Annotated in this window: 18 protein-coding genes; 10 read left to right on the forward strand and 8 right to left on the reverse strand. The window is 70.8% G+C overall.

Features of this window, described 5'->3' with window-relative positions; translation table 11 throughout:
- Positions 1-39 precede the first annotated feature (39 nt).
- Both ACG04R_RS27540 and ACG04R_RS27545 read left to right on the forward strand, forming a co-directional pair.
- The gene (locus tag ACG04R_RS27540) at positions 40-627 is read left to right on the forward strand and encodes a GAF domain-containing protein (RefSeq protein ID WP_394417690.1); all 588 of its coding nucleotides are present in this window, start codon (positions 40-42) and stop codon (positions 625-627) included.
- Positions 628-637: 10 nt separating this feature from the next.
- Positions 638-928 carry a hypothetical protein gene (locus tag ACG04R_RS27545; protein WP_394417693.1) on the forward strand — a complete coding sequence of 97 codons (291 nt, stop codon included), beginning with the start codon at positions 638-640 and terminating at the stop codon, positions 926-928.
- Here the strand turns inward: ACG04R_RS27545 and ACG04R_RS27550 are convergent.
- The 5 genes from ACG04R_RS27550 to ACG04R_RS27570 all read right to left on the reverse strand — a co-directional run bounded on the left by ACG04R_RS27550 (position 925) and on the right by ACG04R_RS27570 (position 5,487).
- Entirely contained in the window at positions 925-1,677 is a 753-nt protein-coding gene (locus ACG04R_RS27550; RefSeq protein WP_394417695.1) for a substrate-binding periplasmic protein, read from the reverse strand. The genes ACG04R_RS27545 and ACG04R_RS27550 overlap by 4 nt on opposite strands.
- Before the next feature lie 91 nt (positions 1,678-1,768).
- A complete protein-coding gene (locus tag ACG04R_RS27555) occupies positions 1,769-2,332 on the reverse strand; it encodes an ABC-type transport auxiliary lipoprotein family protein (protein WP_394417699.1) in 564 nt (187 codons plus the stop codon).
- A complete protein-coding gene (locus ACG04R_RS27560) occupies positions 2,329-3,294 on the reverse strand; it encodes an MlaD family protein (protein WP_394417702.1) in 966 nt (321 codons plus the stop codon). Before ACG04R_RS27560 ends, ACG04R_RS27555 begins: the two co-directional genes overlap by 4 nt.
- A gap of 169 nt (positions 3,295-3,463) precedes the next feature.
- The gene (locus tag ACG04R_RS27565; protein WP_394417705.1) at positions 3,464-4,330 is read right to left on the reverse strand and encodes an ABC transporter ATP-binding protein; all 867 of its coding nucleotides are present in this window, start codon (positions 4,328-4,330) and stop codon (positions 3,464-3,466) included.
- A 2-nt stretch (positions 4,331-4,332) separates the two neighbouring features.
- Positions 4,333-5,487: an MlaE family ABC transporter permease gene (locus ACG04R_RS27570; protein ID WP_394417708.1), complete on the reverse strand. Its 1,155-nt coding sequence runs from the start codon at positions 5,485-5,487 to the stop codon at positions 4,333-4,335.
- 87 nt (positions 5,488-5,574) lie between these two features.
- On the opposite strand from ACG04R_RS27570, the gene ACG04R_RS27575 reads away from it, so the two are divergent.
- The 6 genes from ACG04R_RS27575 (at position 5,575) to ACG04R_RS27600 (ending at position 10,365) form a co-directional block, all read left to right on the forward strand.
- Positions 5,575-6,198, forward strand: coding sequence for an RNA polymerase sigma factor (locus ACG04R_RS27575; protein ID WP_394417711.1), 624 nt, complete (start codon positions 5,575-5,577; stop codon positions 6,196-6,198).
- Positions 6,195-6,809 (forward strand): zf-HC2 domain-containing protein, encoded by a 615-nt coding sequence (locus tag ACG04R_RS27580; protein WP_394417714.1) that lies wholly within the window; start codon positions 6,195-6,197, stop codon positions 6,807-6,809. Before ACG04R_RS27575 ends, ACG04R_RS27580 begins: the two co-directional genes overlap by 4 nt.
- A complete protein-coding gene (locus ACG04R_RS27585; RefSeq protein ID WP_394417717.1) occupies positions 6,806-8,032 on the forward strand; it encodes a S8 family peptidase in 1,227 nt (408 codons plus the stop codon). Before ACG04R_RS27580 ends, ACG04R_RS27585 begins: the two co-directional genes overlap by 4 nt.
- On the forward strand, positions 8,032-8,742 hold the full coding sequence (locus ACG04R_RS27590) for a TorF family putative porin (protein WP_394417720.1): 711 nt from the start codon (positions 8,032-8,034) through the stop codon (positions 8,740-8,742). The genes ACG04R_RS27585 and ACG04R_RS27590 overlap by 1 nt, the downstream gene beginning before the upstream one ends.
- 94 nt (positions 8,743-8,836) lie before the next feature.
- Positions 8,837-9,286 carry a hypothetical protein gene (locus ACG04R_RS27595; protein WP_394417723.1) on the forward strand — a complete coding sequence of 150 codons (450 nt, stop codon included), beginning with the start codon at positions 8,837-8,839 and terminating at the stop codon, positions 9,284-9,286.
- Entirely contained in the window at positions 9,283-10,365 is a 1,083-nt protein-coding gene (locus ACG04R_RS27600) for a hypothetical protein (RefSeq protein WP_394417726.1), read from the forward strand. Before ACG04R_RS27595 ends, ACG04R_RS27600 begins: the two co-directional genes overlap by 4 nt.
- 75 nt (positions 10,366-10,440) lie before the next feature.
- On the opposite strand, the gene ACG04R_RS27605 is transcribed toward ACG04R_RS27600, so the two are convergent.
- Entirely contained in the window at positions 10,441-11,748 is a 1,308-nt protein-coding gene (locus ACG04R_RS27605; protein WP_394417729.1) for a leucine-rich repeat-containing protein kinase family protein, read from the reverse strand.
- A gap of 226 nt (positions 11,749-11,974) precedes the next feature.
- On the opposite strand from ACG04R_RS27605, the gene ACG04R_RS27610 reads away from it, so the two are divergent.
- The gene (locus ACG04R_RS27610; protein ID WP_394417732.1) at positions 11,975-12,796 is read left to right on the forward strand and encodes an HDOD domain-containing protein; all 822 of its coding nucleotides are present in this window, start codon (positions 11,975-11,977) and stop codon (positions 12,794-12,796) included.
- 39 nt (positions 12,797-12,835) lie between these two features.
- Here the strand turns inward: ACG04R_RS27610 and ACG04R_RS27615 are convergent, their stop codons facing one another.
- Both ACG04R_RS27615 and ACG04R_RS27620 read right to left on the reverse strand, forming a co-directional pair.
- A complete protein-coding gene (locus ACG04R_RS27615; protein WP_394417735.1) occupies positions 12,836-13,177 on the reverse strand; it encodes a zinc ribbon domain-containing protein YjdM in 342 nt (113 codons plus the stop codon).
- Between the two features lie 201 nt (positions 13,178-13,378).
- Positions 13,379-13,564 carry a ribbon-helix-helix protein, CopG family gene (locus tag ACG04R_RS27620; RefSeq protein ID WP_394417738.1) on the reverse strand — a complete coding sequence of 62 codons (186 nt, stop codon included), beginning with the start codon at positions 13,562-13,564 and terminating at the stop codon, positions 13,379-13,381.
- Positions 13,565-13,730: 166 nt separating this feature from the next.
- Here ACG04R_RS27620 and ACG04R_RS27625 point away from each other — a divergent pair, with 166 nt between their 5' ends.
- Positions 13,731-14,504, forward strand: coding sequence for a spermine/spermidine synthase domain-containing protein (locus tag ACG04R_RS27625; RefSeq protein WP_394417741.1), 774 nt, complete (start codon positions 13,731-13,733; stop codon positions 14,502-14,504).
- The last annotated feature ends 175 nt before the right edge of the window (positions 14,505-14,679 follow it).

A 14,679-nucleotide genomic window follows, 5' to 3' on the forward strand; every position in this document is an offset into this window, starting at 1 on the left:
GCGCGGTGATGATGGGGGCTCGTCGTTTCAGGAGCCTCCATGTCGCTGCCGGACCCGTTGGAACTCGATACGCTGGAGGTGCGCATCTCGGAACTGCTCGTTGCCACCGCCGACAGCCATGATCCGTCGCTGGACCGGCGCATCACCGACGTGCTGCTGATGCTGCGCAAGCAGCTGCGCATGGACGTGGTCTTCGTCTCCGAGTTCGTCGATGGCCAGCGGGTGTTCCGCTTCGTGCATGGTGGTGAAGCGCTGGGCATCCATGCCGGCGACGCCGCGCCGCTGGAGGAGAGCTACTGCCAGCGCGTCGTGCAGGGCCGCATGCCCGAGCTGGTGCCCGACGCGCGCACGCTCGTCGCCAGCGGCGACCTGCCGGACGTGGGCGTGGAGGTCGGGGCCCACCTGAGCACGCCCGTCGTGCTGTCGGACGGCAGTGTCTACGGCACCGTGTGCTGCTTCAGTCACGAAGCAAAGCCCGACCTGCAGGCTAGTGCGCTGGCCTGCCTGCGCCAGTGTGCCCGCTTGGTCGCCCGCAAGGTGGACGTGCAACCCCTGCGGTTCCCGACCATCGAGGCGCCCCAGCCCGACTGGTCCGCCACTGAACCGCTCCCGCTCGACAAGGCCTGAGGAGGTCCCCATGAACGACGGTTTTGGCCACGAAGTGCCGTCCCGGCACGCCCAGCAGATGCACCGGGGCGTCGCGCGTTATCTCGTCATCATCGGCTCGACCGACGGTGCGGTGGCGCGGTTGTTCCTGGCCGACCGCAGCCAGGTCGCCGAGTTTGACGCCGGCACCGAGGAGGTCACCCACATGACCGGCGGCGCCAGCGCGTCGACCGGCGCCACCGGGGCCGAGTGGGACCGCGCGTTGGCCGGCCACACGGCGGCCGAGCGGGCGGCGGCAACGGTCTACGAGCTGGATGTCTAGGCTGGTGGTTCCGCCGCCGCGGCGGCCTCGTAGCGCTGCGTCAGCTGGCCCAGCTCGCCGCTGTCGCGCATGCGGCGGATGGTGTCGCCGATGCGTGGCGCCAGCGCCTTGCGGCGGATGTGCAGGTAGTGGTGCAGGTCGAAGCGGGCGAGGTCGGGCGACTCGTCCAGCGCTTTCGCGCCCAGGTCGTTAAGCGCCGACTGTGCCGCCAGCGTCGTGCACAGGGCCACGTCGATGCGGCCGGCCAGCAGCATGCGGAACAGCTGCAGCGCGTTTTGCGTCAGCGTCAGGGACGGGTGGTTTTCGGTCAGCTCCTGCGCGTAGGGCATGCCGCGGATCGAGCCCACGGCGTAGTGCTTCAGGTCGGCGGTCGACTGCACGCTGGCAGCGCGCGCGGGCAGCGAGTAGGCGCGCACGCTGACCCGGTAGAACGACGGGTCCACGCGCAGCAGCTGCGGGTAGGTCTGGCCGTAGCTGGCGATGCGGATCAGCTCGCCATCGGCGGTGCCGTTCAGGGCCATCAGGCTGGCGCGTGGCGCCGGCAGCACGTCGATGACGAGGCCCAGGCCGGCGCGGCGGTAGATGTCGGCCAGCAGCTTCGCGGCCACGCCGCTGCCGCCCGTACGGCCGACGGCGGTGATCGTCAGCGTCTCCAGCGCCCACGCGCGCGGCAGGGCCAGGCCCGCCAGCGCGGCGGCCAGCAGCCGGCGGCGGGCGTCGGGGCCGGGCGAGGGGCGGAGCGGGTCCATGTCTTGCTCCCTGGTGTCGATGGCGCTCGACCGGCACGGTAGTCCACCGGCACCCTGCCGCGCAAGTTCCGCAAGTGATCGCCGGCGTGGCCTACTGCTGGCAACTGGACGAGAGCCAGCTGCCCAGCTGCGGCAGCCAGTCGTCCACCGCCTGGGCCAGTGCATGCACGGCACCCGGCGCATCGGGTGCGGCGGGGCGCTCCAGGCGCCAGTGCTGTTGCAGCGCGGGGCCGGTGCCGGCGGGCCACAGCGTGGCGTGCACGCGCAGCACGGCCTGGCTGCTCGTCGTGCTGCCGAAGACCTGCTCGAACTCGTCGAGGTTGACGGCCAGCAGGCCGGCCGGGCGCCCGGCGCACGAGGGCACGGCCGCGAGCTGCTCGCGCAGGCGCTGGGTCAGCAGCGCGGCGGGCGGCGCGGCCCAGAGGCTGTCGCGGTAATGCTCCTGGCGCTGCGCCTGCTGGAACGTGAGGCGGTAGGCGATGCCATCGGTGGCGAGCCAGGGCGGGGCGGTCACGTCGGCGATGCGCCAGGCCAGCGTGCTGCCGGCGACGGCGGGCGCGGGGCCGAGGTCGTAGACGGCGCGGCTGGGTGCGGTCGGCGCGAGGGAGCAGGCGCTCAGGGCGAGCGCGGCGATGGCGGGGGTGAGGCGCTTCATTTGGTGGCCGCCTTCAGTCGTTCGTCGAAGCCGCTCTCGCCCGGCCCGGGCGGGCGCGGGCCGCGGCCGAACAGCAGGCTCTGCGGCTGGTCGCCCAGGTCGTTGGCGGCACGCTCCACGCTGCGGCTGGCGGCGGACAGGTCGGCCACCAGCGGGCGGGTGCGCTGCGGCGTGTCGCCGACCAGCGAGAGCTCCAGGTTGCGGGAGGTCGTCTGCAGTTGCACGGCCGCGCCGTCGATGCGGTCCAGCACGGCGATGCGCGCCTTGAGGTCCTGCGCCAGCGCGCGGCTGTCGGCGGCCAGCGTCTCGATCTCGCGCAACGCGTTGCTCGCGCGCTGGGCTGTGGTGTCGGCATCCTTGAGCAGGCCGGGCAGTTGGCGGGCCGATGGCTGCAGCGCGGCCATCAGGCGGCTGGTGTCGGCGGCGGTCTGGTCCAGCCGCACGAGGGTGCGGCCCAACTGCTGGCGGTTGTCGTCGCTGAGCAGCTTGTTGAGGCGCTCCGCCGTCTCGGCAAAACCGGCCAGCAGCAGCGGGCCGCTTTCGGCGAGGCGGTCCAGCAGCGTGGGCCTGAGCGCGATGCGGCTGCCGGGCGCGGCGCGTGTCAGCGCGGCCTTGCCGTCGGCCTCTTCCAGGCTGACGAAGGACAGGCCCGTGACACCCTGCAGGCCCAGTTGCGCATGCGTGGTCGTCGACACGGGCGATGTCGCGTCGACGGTGATGCCGACGAGGATCTGGCGCGCGTCCTCGGGGTCGAAGCCGATGCTGTCGACCCAGCCGACCTCCACGCCGCGCAGTTTGACCGGTGCCTTCAGGTTGAGGCCGGGCACGCCGCTGCGCGCGACGACGGTGTAGTGCACGCGCGCCGTGCGGTCGCCCTGGAACCAGAACACGCTGGCGGCCAGCGCGATACCCAGCAGCAGCAAGAAGAGGCCGGCGGCGAGGGCGTGGGCTTTGTTTTCCATAGGTGTGTGAGGTCAGCGGGCGGTATTCAATGCGGACCGAGCGCAGGGCCGCTCCCAAGCCGGTCCGCTCTGGCGATGTGTGCGCGGCTCGATGCCGCGCGCATCGCCGTCCCCGTGGGGGACCGACCGGACGAGCCCGCGTTCAGCGAGGCGCGGCTGGGCGAGGGGCTCACAGCGCGTCCTCGCGCAACAACGCGGGCACGCCACCCTCGTCGCTGGTGTCGTCCAGGCTGAGGCGGAAGCGCTTCACGTCCTCCTCGGCGCAGCGCTCCAGGTGGCCGAGGAAGAAGTTGCGCACGAACGGATGCTGCAACCGCGCGACCTCGGGCAGTGGGCCGCAGGCAATGATGCGCTGGTCCGCCAGCACGGCCACGCGGTCGACGACGGCGAACAGCGTGTCGACGTCGTGCGTCACCATGACGACGGTCAGCGCCAGCTCCTGGCGCAGCTTGCGCAGCAGCTTGACGAACTGCTTGGCGCTGTCAGGGTCCAGCCCGGCGGTGGGTTCGTCCAGGAACAGCAGCTGCGGGTCAAGGATGAGCGCCCGCGCCAGCGACACGCGCTTGACCATGCCGCCCGACAGCTCGGCCGGCCGCTTCAGCGCGTCTTCCGGCTTCAGGCCCACCTGCGCCAGCTTCAGCAGCACCAGCGGCTTGACCATGTCCGGCGGCACGCTCTTGAGCTCGCGCAGCGGCAGCGCGATGTTGTCGAACACGGTCAGCGCCGAGAACAGCGCACCGCTCTGGAACAGCACGCCCCAGCGGTAGCGCACATGCTCCAGGTCGCAGGCCGAGCAGGCGCCCAGCGGGTGGCCGAAGATCTTCACGCTGCCGGCCTGCGGCACCTCCAGCCCCAGCAGCAGTCGCAGCAGCGTCGTCTTGCCCGAGCCCGAACCGCCGATGAGCGCGACAACCTCGTCGCGGTACACCGTGAGGTTGAGGTGGCGATGGATGACGTGGCCGTCGAAGGCGGTGGTCACGTTGTCGACTTCGATGACGGTGTCCGTCGTGGGCGAAGCGGGCGTGGGGGCGGTCATCTCTATACGCCGACGTTGGAAAACAGGACCGCGAAGATGGCATCGACGACGATGACCAGCGTGATGGCCGTGACGACCGACTGCGTGACGCTCTGGCCCAGGCTCTCGGTGTTGGGCTTCACGCGCAGCCCGAAATGGCAGGCCAGCAGCGCGATGGTGCCGCCGAACAGCACCGACTTTGTCCAGCCCAGCCACAGGTTCACCGGCTCGACGACGCTGGGCAGCAGGCGCAGGAACTGCGTCGGGTCCAGCTTCAGCTGCGCGCCGGCCGCGGCCATGCCGCCCATCAGCATCAGCGCGCTGGTCCACAGCGCGACCAGTGGCAGCGTGATCGCCAGCGCGACGACCTTGGGCAGCACCAGCCGCACCGTGTGCGAGATGCCCATGACCGACAGCGCGTCCAGCTCCTGCGTGACGCGCATGACCCCGATCTGCGCCGTCATCGCCGAGCCCGAGCGGCCCGCCACGATGATGGCCGCCAGCAGCGGCCCCAGCTCGCGCAGCACCGCCAGCCCCAGGATGTTGACGACGAAGATGTCAGCGCCGTAGGTTTTGAGCTGCTTGGAGATCAGGTAGGACAGCGTCAGCCCGACGAGAAACCCCACCAGCGCCGTGATCGGCAGCGCCTGCGCGCCGGTGCGGTAGACGTTGGCAGAGATCTCGCGCCAGCCGATCAGCGACGGGTGGCGCAGCACGCGGCCCAGGTCCAGCAGCAGCCGGCCGGTCAGGGCCACGATGTCCACGCCGTGGCGGGCAAAGGCCAGCAGGCTGAGGCTGGCACGTTCCAGCCCCGGGCCCAGCGCGGGCTTGCGCTTGGGCAGCGTGCCGGGCTGCATGAATTGCGCGAACAGCGTCACATGCTCCGGCAGCCACAGCAGGCGGCCGGGTGGCTTCTGGCCCCAGCCCTGCCACAGCGTCAGCGCGCCGGCGGTGTCGAGCCGGCTCAGGGCACGCAGATCCCAAAGCGCGTCGGCGCTGTCGGCGACCGCCGCGGCGATGCGCTGGCGGAACTCCTCGTAGCGCCCGCGCAGCGCCAGCAGCGTCCAGTCGCCGCTGACGCGCCACTCCCGGGGGCCGCTGGCCAGCAGCTGGGGTTCGGCGTCGGCCGGACCGGCCCCCCACGCCTCGGGCGGGGTGGGCAGGTGGGGCGTGGACAAGGCGCCAGCTTCGCTCATGGCGACACGATACCGCGCTGGCTAGGATGCCGTTTGAACCTTTGGGAATTGGCAGGGTACTCACGCGGCATGTCGATCTGGTCCAGCCTCCGAAACAAGCGCGAGTCCGCCCCGCCGCCGGCGCACGGGGTGGCCTCGGAAACCGCCGAACTGGCCCTGCTGGCGGGGGTGAGGCGCGGCCGGCGCGCGGATTTCGACACGCTCTACCGCCTTTACCACCCCCGCCTGTGGCGCTTCCTGACGCACCTGATGCGCCAGTCGGCCGCCATCGAGGAGGCGCTGAATGACACGATGCTGGTCGTCTGGCAGCGCGCCGACAGCTTCGACGGGCGCAGCAAGCTGTCGACGTGGATCTTCGGCATCGCCTACCGCAAGGGCCTGAAGGCACTGGGCCGGCTCGACCTGCCGGTGGACGAGGACGACATGCCCGAGGCCGCCGACCCGGGCCCCGGGCCGGAGCAGCAGTTCACCCTCGTGCAGCTGCGTGGCCGGTTGCGGGCGGCGATGGCCGAGCTGTCACCGGAGCACCGGGCCGTCGTGGAGCTGTGCTACTTCCACGACATGGCTTACGGCGAGATCGCCGAGGTGGTGGGCTGCCCCCAGGAAACCGTGAAGACGCGGATGTTTTATGCGCGGCGCCGCCTGCGGCTGCTGCTGGATGACCTGGCGGGTCATCATGGAGAACTGTCATGAGTGTGGTCATCCCGATGGAACACGACGAACACGCGGCCGTGCAGGCGTTGCTGCCCTGGTTCGCCCGCGGCCGGCTGGGCGAGGCCGAGGTCGCGCAGGTGCAGCGGCATTTGCTGCACTGCCAGCTGTGCCGCAACGAGCTGGCCGCCGAGCAGCCGCTGCAGACGCTGCTGCACGCGGCCGGCGATGCCGACACGGGCGACGCGGAAGCGGGCCTCGCGAAGTTGCACGCCCGCATGCAGCCGGTGGCGGCCAAGCGCTCCGCACCGCGCTGGATGCCCTGGGCGCTGGGCCTGCAGGGCGGGGCTGTCGCGCTGCTGCTGGGGCTGTGGCTGCAGGCCCGCCAGGACATGCCGGCCTACGAAGGCTTGTCGGCGGCCGGCAGCGCGCCGGTGGTGGCGGATGCCCTCGTCATGTTCAAGCCCGGCACCAGCGAGCTGGCGCTGCGCAGGCTGCTGCAGGCGCAGGGCGCCAGCGTCGTGGCCGGTCCGACCGAGACCGGCGCCTGGCTGCTGCGCGTGGACGCCCGCGGGCTGGCGGCGTTGCGCACGGCGCCCATCGTGCAGCTGGCCGAGCCACTGCAGCCAGCGCCACCAGGACCGGGGCGATGAAGCAGTTGCGGACCTGGCTGCGGCTGCTGGTGCTGCTGGCCTGCTGCATCGCCGGCCGGCCCGCGGTGGCGCAGGCCGAGGAGGCGCAGCGGCAGGTGCTGGTCATGCTGCAGCTGCCCAAGGCGCACTACCGCCCCGATGGCAGCTACGCCGGCAGCTACGGCGCCGGCGTGGGGCGGCAGTCGCGCCAGCAGGTGGCGCAGAGCCTGGCGGACAAGCATGGCCTGCAGATGAGCAGCGAGTGGCCCATGCCGCTGGCCGGCGTGGACTGCTTCGTCATGCGCGTGCCTGATGGCGACCGGCGCGCTGCGGCCGACGTGGCCCGGGCCGTCGCCGAGGACCGCCGTGTCGCCTGGGCCCAGCCGGTGGGCCTGTACCAGGCCCAGGGCAGCGAGCAGGAGCCGCTCTACGCCGCGCAGCCGGCGGCGCAGCAGTGGCACCTGGCCGAGCTGCACCGGCTCGCCACGGGCCGCGGCGTGCGCGTGGCGGTGGTGGACAGCGGCGTGGAGGTCGGTCATCCCGACCTGGCCGGGCAGGTCGTGTTCAACCAGAACTTCGTCGACGACCGCCCGCCGCCGGCCGAGAACCACGGCACGGCCGTGGCCGGCATCATCGCGGCGCGCGCCGACAACGGCGCCGGCATCGCCGGCATCGCGCCGCAGGCCCGGCTGCTGGCGCTGCGGGCGTGCTGGCAGGCAGCCAAGACGGACGGCGGGCAGACGCTGTGCACCAGCCTCGGCCTGGCCAAGGCCTTGTATGCGGCCATCCAGCAGGGCGCCGACATCATCAACATGAGCCTGGGCGGGCCGGACGACCGGCTGTTGGCGCTGCTGCTGGATCAGGCCCAGGCGCGCGGCGTCAGCATCGTCGCGGCGCAGCCGGCGAAGGGCGGGCCGTTTCCGGCCAACCATCCCGGCGTGCTGGTCGTTGGCAGCGGCCCGCCGCTGCCGGCGGGCACGCTCATCGCGCCGGGCCGCGATGTGCCGAGCACGCTGCCCGGTGGCGGCTGGGGATTGGTGTCAGGCTCGTCGTTTTCCGCGGCGCATGCGGCTGGCCTGCTGGCCCTCATGCGCGAACTGGGCGGCTCGCGCAGCGGAGGCATGCTGTTGAAGACGGCCTTCGTCACCACGGGCCAGGACCGCATCGACAGCTGCGCGACGCTGGCGCGACAGGCGGGGGCGCGTGGGCCGGCCTGCGCAGGGCTGGGGCACACTGCCGACTGATGCCTTCCGCGCGCCTGGCCAGGCTGACCGCCGCTCTTGCCGTCTTTTTCGGTGCTGCGCTGCCGGCCGGCGCCGACGTCGGAGGCACGTTGTCGCTGCAGACCGATGCGCGCAGCCGCGGCATGTCCTACAGCGGCAACCGGCCCAGCGCCCAGGTGAGCCTGGCCTGGGACGGCGATGGCGGCTGGTATGGCGGCGGCCAGTTGGGGTATGCACGCTTCGATGCGCAGCACCGCGGCGGCTGGCTGCAGGTCTACGGCGGTCGCGTGTTCGGGCTGGCGCCGGGGCTGGATGGTGAGGCGGGCGTCGTCGCCCATGTCTTCGAGAGCGTGTCGCGCTACGACTACCAGGAGGCCTACTGCGGCCTGCTCGGCGACGGCTGGCAGCTGCGTGTCTACGCGTCGCCGGACTATTACGGTGTCGGCCAGCGCAGCCTCTACGCGGAGTTGAACGCGCGCTGGCCGTTGGACTCGGGCTGGTCGGCCGTCGGCCATGTCGGCGTGCTGCGCGGCTTCGGGTCGCAGGTGGTGCCCTACAGCAGCCTGCCCGGCTCGACGCGGCAGGACCTGCGCCTGGGCGCCTCCCGGTTGCTGGGTACTGGTAGCGAGTTGCAGCTCGCGTGGGTTGCCGCGAGCCGTGGCGACCCCTACACGTGGACGGATTCGTCGCGTCGGCGCACGCTGCAGCTCACGTTGACCACGGCCTTCTGAGCGCGCGCGTCGCGCGAATTCCTCATCGCGTTTGAACCTGCACGCCGCAGCCCGGCACTCATGTCGCAGTGAACGCCATGAAAGGGCAATGACGATGAGGATCTTCAAACCATGGATGGCCGCCGCGGGTGTGGTGGTGGCGATGGCTGCCGGTTGCGGTGGCGGCAGCGGTTCGGGCCTGGACAGCAATGGCCGCCCGGTGGGTGACGGCAGCGACCCGAACGGCCCGATGACGGCGAGCTTCGCGTCCATCCAGTCGCACGTGTTCACGCCGATCTGCACCGCCTGCCACGCGGGCGCGTCGGCGCCGCGTGGGCTGAGGCTGGATGCCACCAACAGCTTTGCGCTGCTGGTGGGGGTGCCCAGTGTCGAGGTGCCGTCGCTCAAGCGCGTGGCGCCGGGCGATGCCGACAACAGCTACATCATCCAGAAGCTCGAAGGCCACCAGGCCGTGGGCGCGCGCATGCCGCTGGGCGGCCCCTACCTCGACGCCGCGACCATCACCCTCATCCGCCAGTGGATCAACAACGGGGCCCCGCAATGAGGGCCTGGCGACTGTGGCTGGGGCTGGCCCTGGCGCTGTTGTTCAGCGGCGTGCACGCCGAGCCCTACCTGGCCATCCGCACGGGTCTCAAGTGCGTGGCCTGCCACGTGAACCCCACGGGCGGTGGCCTGCGCAACGCGGTGGGCAACGCCTTCGCGCAGGGCGCCATCCCGGCCAACGCGTTGCCCGAGGCACTGCAAGGCTGGAACGGCTCGCTGCTGGACGACCGCCTGCGCCTGGGCGGCGACCTGCGCACCGCGACGACGCGCACTGCCGTCGCCGGCCAGCCCACAAGCAGCGTCGGTGGCACCGAGCAGGTGAGGCTCTATGCCGACGTGCAACTCGTCAAGGACTACCTCGGCGCCTACCTCGACCAGCAGGTGGCGCCCGGCAAGTCGGAGCGTCAGGAAGCCTACGTGCGCCTGTCGACGCCGGGCCTGGGCTGGTATGCGAAGGCGGGGCAGTTCTACCTGCCCTTCGGCTGGCGCTTGCAGGACAGCCAGGCCTTCGTGCGCCAGCTCAGCGGCATCAACATGACCGAGCCGGACAAGGGCCTGGAGCTGGGCCACGAGAGCGACGAGTGGTCCGTCCAGCTGGTGCGCAGCGGCGGCCCCGGCAACAAGGGCGGTGTCAGCGGCCACCAGACGACCGCACAGGCCATCTGGATTCAGCCCTGGGGTCGCGTGGGCGCGGCAGCGGCCCAGGTCAAGTCCTCGGCGGGAGACCGGCAGGCCTGGGGCCTGTTCGCAGGCACGGCGACCGGCCCGGTGGCCTGGCTGGCGGAGCTCGACCTCGTCAGCGACGCCGGCTACCCCGAAGGCACGCGGCGCCAGCTCGCCACGCTGCTGGAGGCCAACTGGCTGGTCCGGCAGGGCCACAACCTGAAGTTGACGAGCGAGTACCTCGACCCGGACCGCCGCGTGGCGCACGACAACAAGGTGCGCTACAGCCTGGTCTACGAGTACACGCCGATCGCCTTCGTGCAGTTGCGCGCGGGCATGCGCAAGTTCGGCGGCATCCCGCAGAACGCGACGGACAACCGGCGCCAGGCTTTTGCCGAGCTGCACGGCATGTTCTAGCGCCGCGCGCCACGAGGGCTGATGCCGGACCGCGGCGATGCCGACGCTGAAGCGCGGTGACGGCGGTTCGCCGGCTCAGCCCATCGCCGCGCCGCGCAGCCGTTGTGCCACGTCACCGGCGCGTGGCCGCCGGTCGACCTGCGGTTGCAGGCAGTCCTGTGCGACAGCCCGCATGGCTTGCAGCCCCGGGGCCTGCACGTCACAACAGCCGGCCAGTTCCTCCAGCAGGCAGCCCAGCGCTCGCACATCCAGCGCCTGCAGCCGTGCCGCCTGCTGCGGCGGCACGCTGGCGAGGAAGGATGCAGCACCGAAGTCACCCAGCCGGGCCTGGCCGTGGCCGTCGTGCAGCGTGTTGTGCGCGTACAGGTCGCCGTGCGAGAGACCGCGCTCGTGCAGGTGCGCCAGTGCGTCGGCCAGACCGGTGGCCATCGACAGCGCAGCGGTGGGTGTCAGGCGCAGTGCGGCGTCGTAGACGTCGCGCGTGCAGGACGCGAGGCTCGGCGGTTCCGCCAGCGCGCGGAACTCGGGGCCGACCAGCGGCATCAGCAGGCCGTCCGCGCCGGCGGGGTGCCCGCTCAGGCGGCCGATGGCGGGGATCAGCTGAGGGTGCGAGCCGGCCTGCAGGCAGGCGGCCAGCTCCGTCGACGGCAGGCCGTCGCTCGTGACCTCGCCCTTGAAGACCTTCAGCGCGACCGCACCGCCATCGGCAGTCACCGCGCGGTAGATGTGGCCCGACGCGCCCTCGCCGAGCAGGGCCTGCACGGCGAGCCGTGACCAGGGCACGCGCGGCAGGGCAGCACTGGCCAGCGCCGACGCTTCGTGCGCCATGCTGAACGGGTTGCCGCCGTGCGCGAGCCAGGTCAGCCGCGGCAGTGTCAGCAGCCAGTCGGGCAGGCCGTCGAGCCGGTTGGCCGAGATGCGCAGCAACTCCAGCGTTTCGCAGGCCGCAAGGCTGGCGGGCAGGGCGGTCAGGCGGTTGCCGGCCAGCGCCACCTTCTGCAGCGGCCGGCGGCCCAGCGCGTCGGGCAGCGTGGCGACGCGGTTGTCCGTCAGGATCAGCCAGCGCAGCCGTGGCGGCAGCGCGGCGGCCGGCACGTCGTCGATCCGGTTGGCCTTGAAGCCCACCATCTCCAGCGCCTCGCAGCGGCCCAGCGCCTCGGGCAGCCGCGTGAAGCGGTTATTGGAGCAGAAGATGACCTTGAGCCGGTGCAGCCGGGCCAGGTCGGCCGGCAGGTCTTCCAGTTCGTTGCCGGAGAGGTCCAGCACCTCCAGCGTGTCGGCCAGCGTGTAGACCTCGGCGGGCAGTTCGCGCAGGCCCTCGCGCAGGGTCAGCCGTTGTGTGCCGCGCAGGGCGCCGGCGCGGAGTTGCTCCAGGGTGTTCAAACGTGATCTCTCGGGCGCTGCCCCATCCGTGCGGGTTGCCGGGGCTTGTTCGGTCGGCCCGACCCGGCTTGGCGTTGGCGGCAAGCCGATGCAAGGGGTCAGGTAGGGGGCGGGGCTGGAATTCTAGGGAGCCGGGTGGTGCGTCTCGGGTTCTCGCGTGTCAGGCGGCGGTTACTTGAAGAGGAGGCGCGGGCATTAGCATTGCGCATCACCCGCGAGGTATTCCATGAAACTCGAAGACCTGCTCGCTACCGACGCATTGATCCCCTCCTTGCCGGAGGCGGTCAACCGGATTCTTGGCGAACTGCAGAACGATGATCCCGACATGCGCCGGGTCAATCAGCTGCTGTCCAGCGAGGTCGGGCTGACGGTGCGCATCCTGCGGCTGGTGAACTCCGCGCGCTACAGCGCTGGCGGTGCGCGTATCGGGACGGTGGAGGCGGCCACGGCGCGGCTCGGGCTGAAGGCCACGCGCCAGCTCGTGCAGGCGGCAGCCGTGGGGGGCATCTTCAAGGGCGTGCCAGGCGCGGACATGACCGACTTCTGGCGCCACAGCCTGGACGTCGCCAAGATCGCGCAGTCCCTGGCCGAAGAGTTGCGGCTCGACCCCGGCATCGCATTCACCGCCGGGCTGCTGCACGGTACGGGCGACCTCATCCTCAAGATGGCGATGCCCGACCGCGCCAGCCTGCAGCCGAACTTCGTCACCGACGACCACCGCTACGAGGCGCAGATCGCGGACCTGGGCTACGCCTACCCGGAGGTCGGCGCCGCCTTCGCGTCGCGCTGGCTGTTCCCGGAGCAGGTGATCGAGGCCATCCGCCACCAGTGCGATCCGCAGGACAGCAACGACCGGGCGTTCTCCAGCCTGCTGTACCTGTCCTGCTGGAGCGCACGCGTGCACGAGCTGGACATCGAAGGCACCGCGCTGTTCGACGCGGTGCCTCGCGACGTGGCTGAGTCCATCGGGCTGGCGGACGTGGACCGGCTGGCCGATGACAAGGTCATCCCGTGGACGCCGGACGACGAGGCGCGCGATTTCTCGTGACGTTGAACCGGGCGGCGCGCGAAGGCGCCGCTCACCCGTTCAGACCTTCTTCACGAACTCCGACTTCAACCCCATCGCGCCGATGCCGTCGATCTTGCAGTCGATGTCGTGGTCGCCGTCGGTCAGGCGGATGTTCTTGACCTTGGTGCCCACCTTCACGACCAGCGACGAGCCCTTGATCTTCAGGTCCTTGATGACGGTCACCGTGTCGCCGTCCTGAAGCACATTGCCGACGGCGTCCTTGATGACGCGGGCTTCCTCTGCAGCCGCCTCGGCTGCCTGTGCCGACCATTCGTGGCCGCACTCGGGGCAGACGAGCTGGGCGCCGTCCTCGTAGGTGTAGGCGGACTGGCACTTGGGGCAGGCGGGCAGGGTGCTCATGGGGTTCAGTAGGGGTTCAGTGTGTCGAATGGAAGCGCGTCACGTGCCGGACGCAGGCGAGTTCGCCGGGCCGGCAGGCCGACCGGGTTCTGCCTTGGGGCACAGGGGCTGACATCGGCCGTGCTCGGGAGGTGCCTGTATCTCCGTGAAGGCTGCATGCCCGTGGGGGCCTGACAGGCCGGCGCTCCGTGCGGCAGCGGGTCAGCCGGCTTCCGGCGCCTTGGCGCCAGCAGCACCGAAGTCGACGCCGTGGGCCGCCAGGTAATCGCGGATGAGGCGCCGGACCACCTGCGATGGCGTGACGTCCTGCTGCGCGCAAAGCGTCTCGAAGGCCTTCTTCTTGTCCGGGTCGATCAGGACGGTCAGCCGTGCGGTTTTCTGCTCCATGGTGTGCTTTCTATGTTAACGGCATGATAATCGTGAGCGAATCGAATGCCAATAATATTGGCCTGCCGCCGGGGTCAATCCGGACACGGCACCGCAGGCTTGGCATGCCGGTGGCTGCCCGTGCCGCCCGGCGCAGCCCACTCCATCGCCGACAACTTCGCTGACCATGCCCGATACCGCCAATGCCGAGGACCACGTCAAGCCCTTCATCTACGAGACGCTGACGACGAAGGCGCTTCACTTCTCGATCGGTGAGATCCAGAGCCGGATGCAGTCGCTCAAGCCGCTGGCGCTGGACCTGGACTACACCCGCACGATGATGGGCTTCCTGCTGTTCAACGACAGGCCGGACACCATCGGCATGGTCGGTCTCGGCGGTGGTTCGCTGGCCAAGTTCTGCCGCGCCTACCTGCCGAAGGCGCGCATCGACGTCGTCGAGATCAACCCGCACGTGATCGCGCTACGAGACGTGTTCCACGTGCCGCCGGACGACGGCCTCTTCGCGGTGCGCCGGGGCGACGGCGCCGACTTCGTGCGCTCGCCGCCGCATCGGCTGGACGTGTTGATGGTGGACGGCTACGACCCCGATGGCATCCCGCCCGCCCTGTGCTCGCAAGCCTTCTACGACGACTGCCGCGAATCACTGCAGCCGGAAGGCTTGCTGGTCGTCAACCTGCACATGGGCCACTGCGACTACGCCCTGCACGTCGAGCGGATCAGCCGCGCATTCGACGGCCGCGTCCTCGTCCTGCGTGACCGGGATTGCGGCAACAGCATCGTCTTCGGCTGCAACGGCCGCCGGCTGCAGCGCGCCCAGACCTCGCAGCTTCGCCGCCCCCGGCACTTCGATGCCGTCGCCTGGGAAGAGTTGGCGCCCAGCCTCGCCGAGGTCATGGTTGAGCTGCGGAAGACGGTGTTTGACGGGATGGGGCGCGGTTGAGGCTGCAACCACCCGCAAGCTTGAAGCGAAGCCCACGCACCCGGCTCTGTGTTGATTTCCTCCGAAACCTGACCCACCTCTCACACTGATTTCCGTTCAAACCTGACCCACGTATCAACCTAGCCTGCCGCGATTTGCGGCAGGAGCACTGGAGTGATTGACGTGGCGACACTGA

Source organism: Pelomonas candidula (assembly GCF_043555985.1).
Lineage (GTDB): Bacteria > Pseudomonadota > Gammaproteobacteria > Burkholderiales > Burkholderiaceae_C > Pelomonas > Pelomonas candidula.

Excerpts from the sequence above, each read along its gene's own strand:
- ACG04R_RS27540 (WP_394417690.1), top strand. The coding sequence starts at position 40 with ATGTCGCTGCCGGACCCGTTGGAACTCGATACGCTGGAGGTGCGCATC.
- ACG04R_RS27545 (WP_394417693.1), top strand. The coding sequence starts at position 638 with ATGAACGACGGTTTTGGCCACGAAGTGCCGTCCCGGCACGCCCAGCAG.
- ACG04R_RS27550 (WP_394417695.1), bottom strand. The coding sequence starts at position 1,677 with ATGGACCCGCTCCGCCCCTCGCCCGGCCCCGACGCCCGCCGCCGGCTG.
- ACG04R_RS27555 (WP_394417699.1), bottom strand. The coding sequence starts at position 2,332 with ATGAAGCGCCTCACCCCCGCCATCGCCGCGCTCGCCCTGAGCGCCTGC.
- ACG04R_RS27560 (WP_394417702.1), bottom strand. The coding sequence starts at position 3,294 with ATGGAAAACAAAGCCCACGCCCTCGCCGCCGGCCTCTTCTTGCTGCTG.
- ACG04R_RS27565 (WP_394417705.1), bottom strand. The coding sequence starts at position 4,330 with ATGACCGCCCCCACGCCCGCTTCGCCCACGACGGACACCGTCATCGAA.
- ACG04R_RS27575 (WP_394417711.1), top strand. The coding sequence starts at position 5,575 with ATGTCGATCTGGTCCAGCCTCCGAAACAAGCGCGAGTCCGCCCCGCCG.
- ACG04R_RS27580 (WP_394417714.1), top strand. The coding sequence starts at position 6,195 with ATGAGTGTGGTCATCCCGATGGAACACGACGAACACGCGGCCGTGCAG.
- ACG04R_RS27585 (WP_394417717.1), top strand. The coding sequence starts at position 6,806 with ATGAAGCAGTTGCGGACCTGGCTGCGGCTGCTGGTGCTGCTGGCCTGC.
- ACG04R_RS27590 (WP_394417720.1), top strand. The coding sequence starts at position 8,032 with ATGCCTTCCGCGCGCCTGGCCAGGCTGACCGCCGCTCTTGCCGTCTTT.
- ACG04R_RS27595 (WP_394417723.1), top strand. The coding sequence starts at position 8,837 with ATGAGGATCTTCAAACCATGGATGGCCGCCGCGGGTGTGGTGGTGGCG.
- ACG04R_RS27600 (WP_394417726.1), top strand. The coding sequence starts at position 9,283 with ATGAGGGCCTGGCGACTGTGGCTGGGGCTGGCCCTGGCGCTGTTGTTC.
- ACG04R_RS27610 (WP_394417732.1), top strand. The coding sequence starts at position 11,975 with ATGAAACTCGAAGACCTGCTCGCTACCGACGCATTGATCCCCTCCTTG.
- ACG04R_RS27615 (WP_394417735.1), bottom strand. The coding sequence starts at position 13,177 with ATGAGCACCCTGCCCGCCTGCCCCAAGTGCCAGTCCGCCTACACCTAC.
- ACG04R_RS27620 (WP_394417738.1), bottom strand. The coding sequence starts at position 13,564 with ATGGAGCAGAAAACCGCACGGCTGACCGTCCTGATCGACCCGGACAAG.
- ACG04R_RS27625 (WP_394417741.1), top strand. The coding sequence starts at position 13,731 with ATGCCCGATACCGCCAATGCCGAGGACCACGTCAAGCCCTTCATCTAC.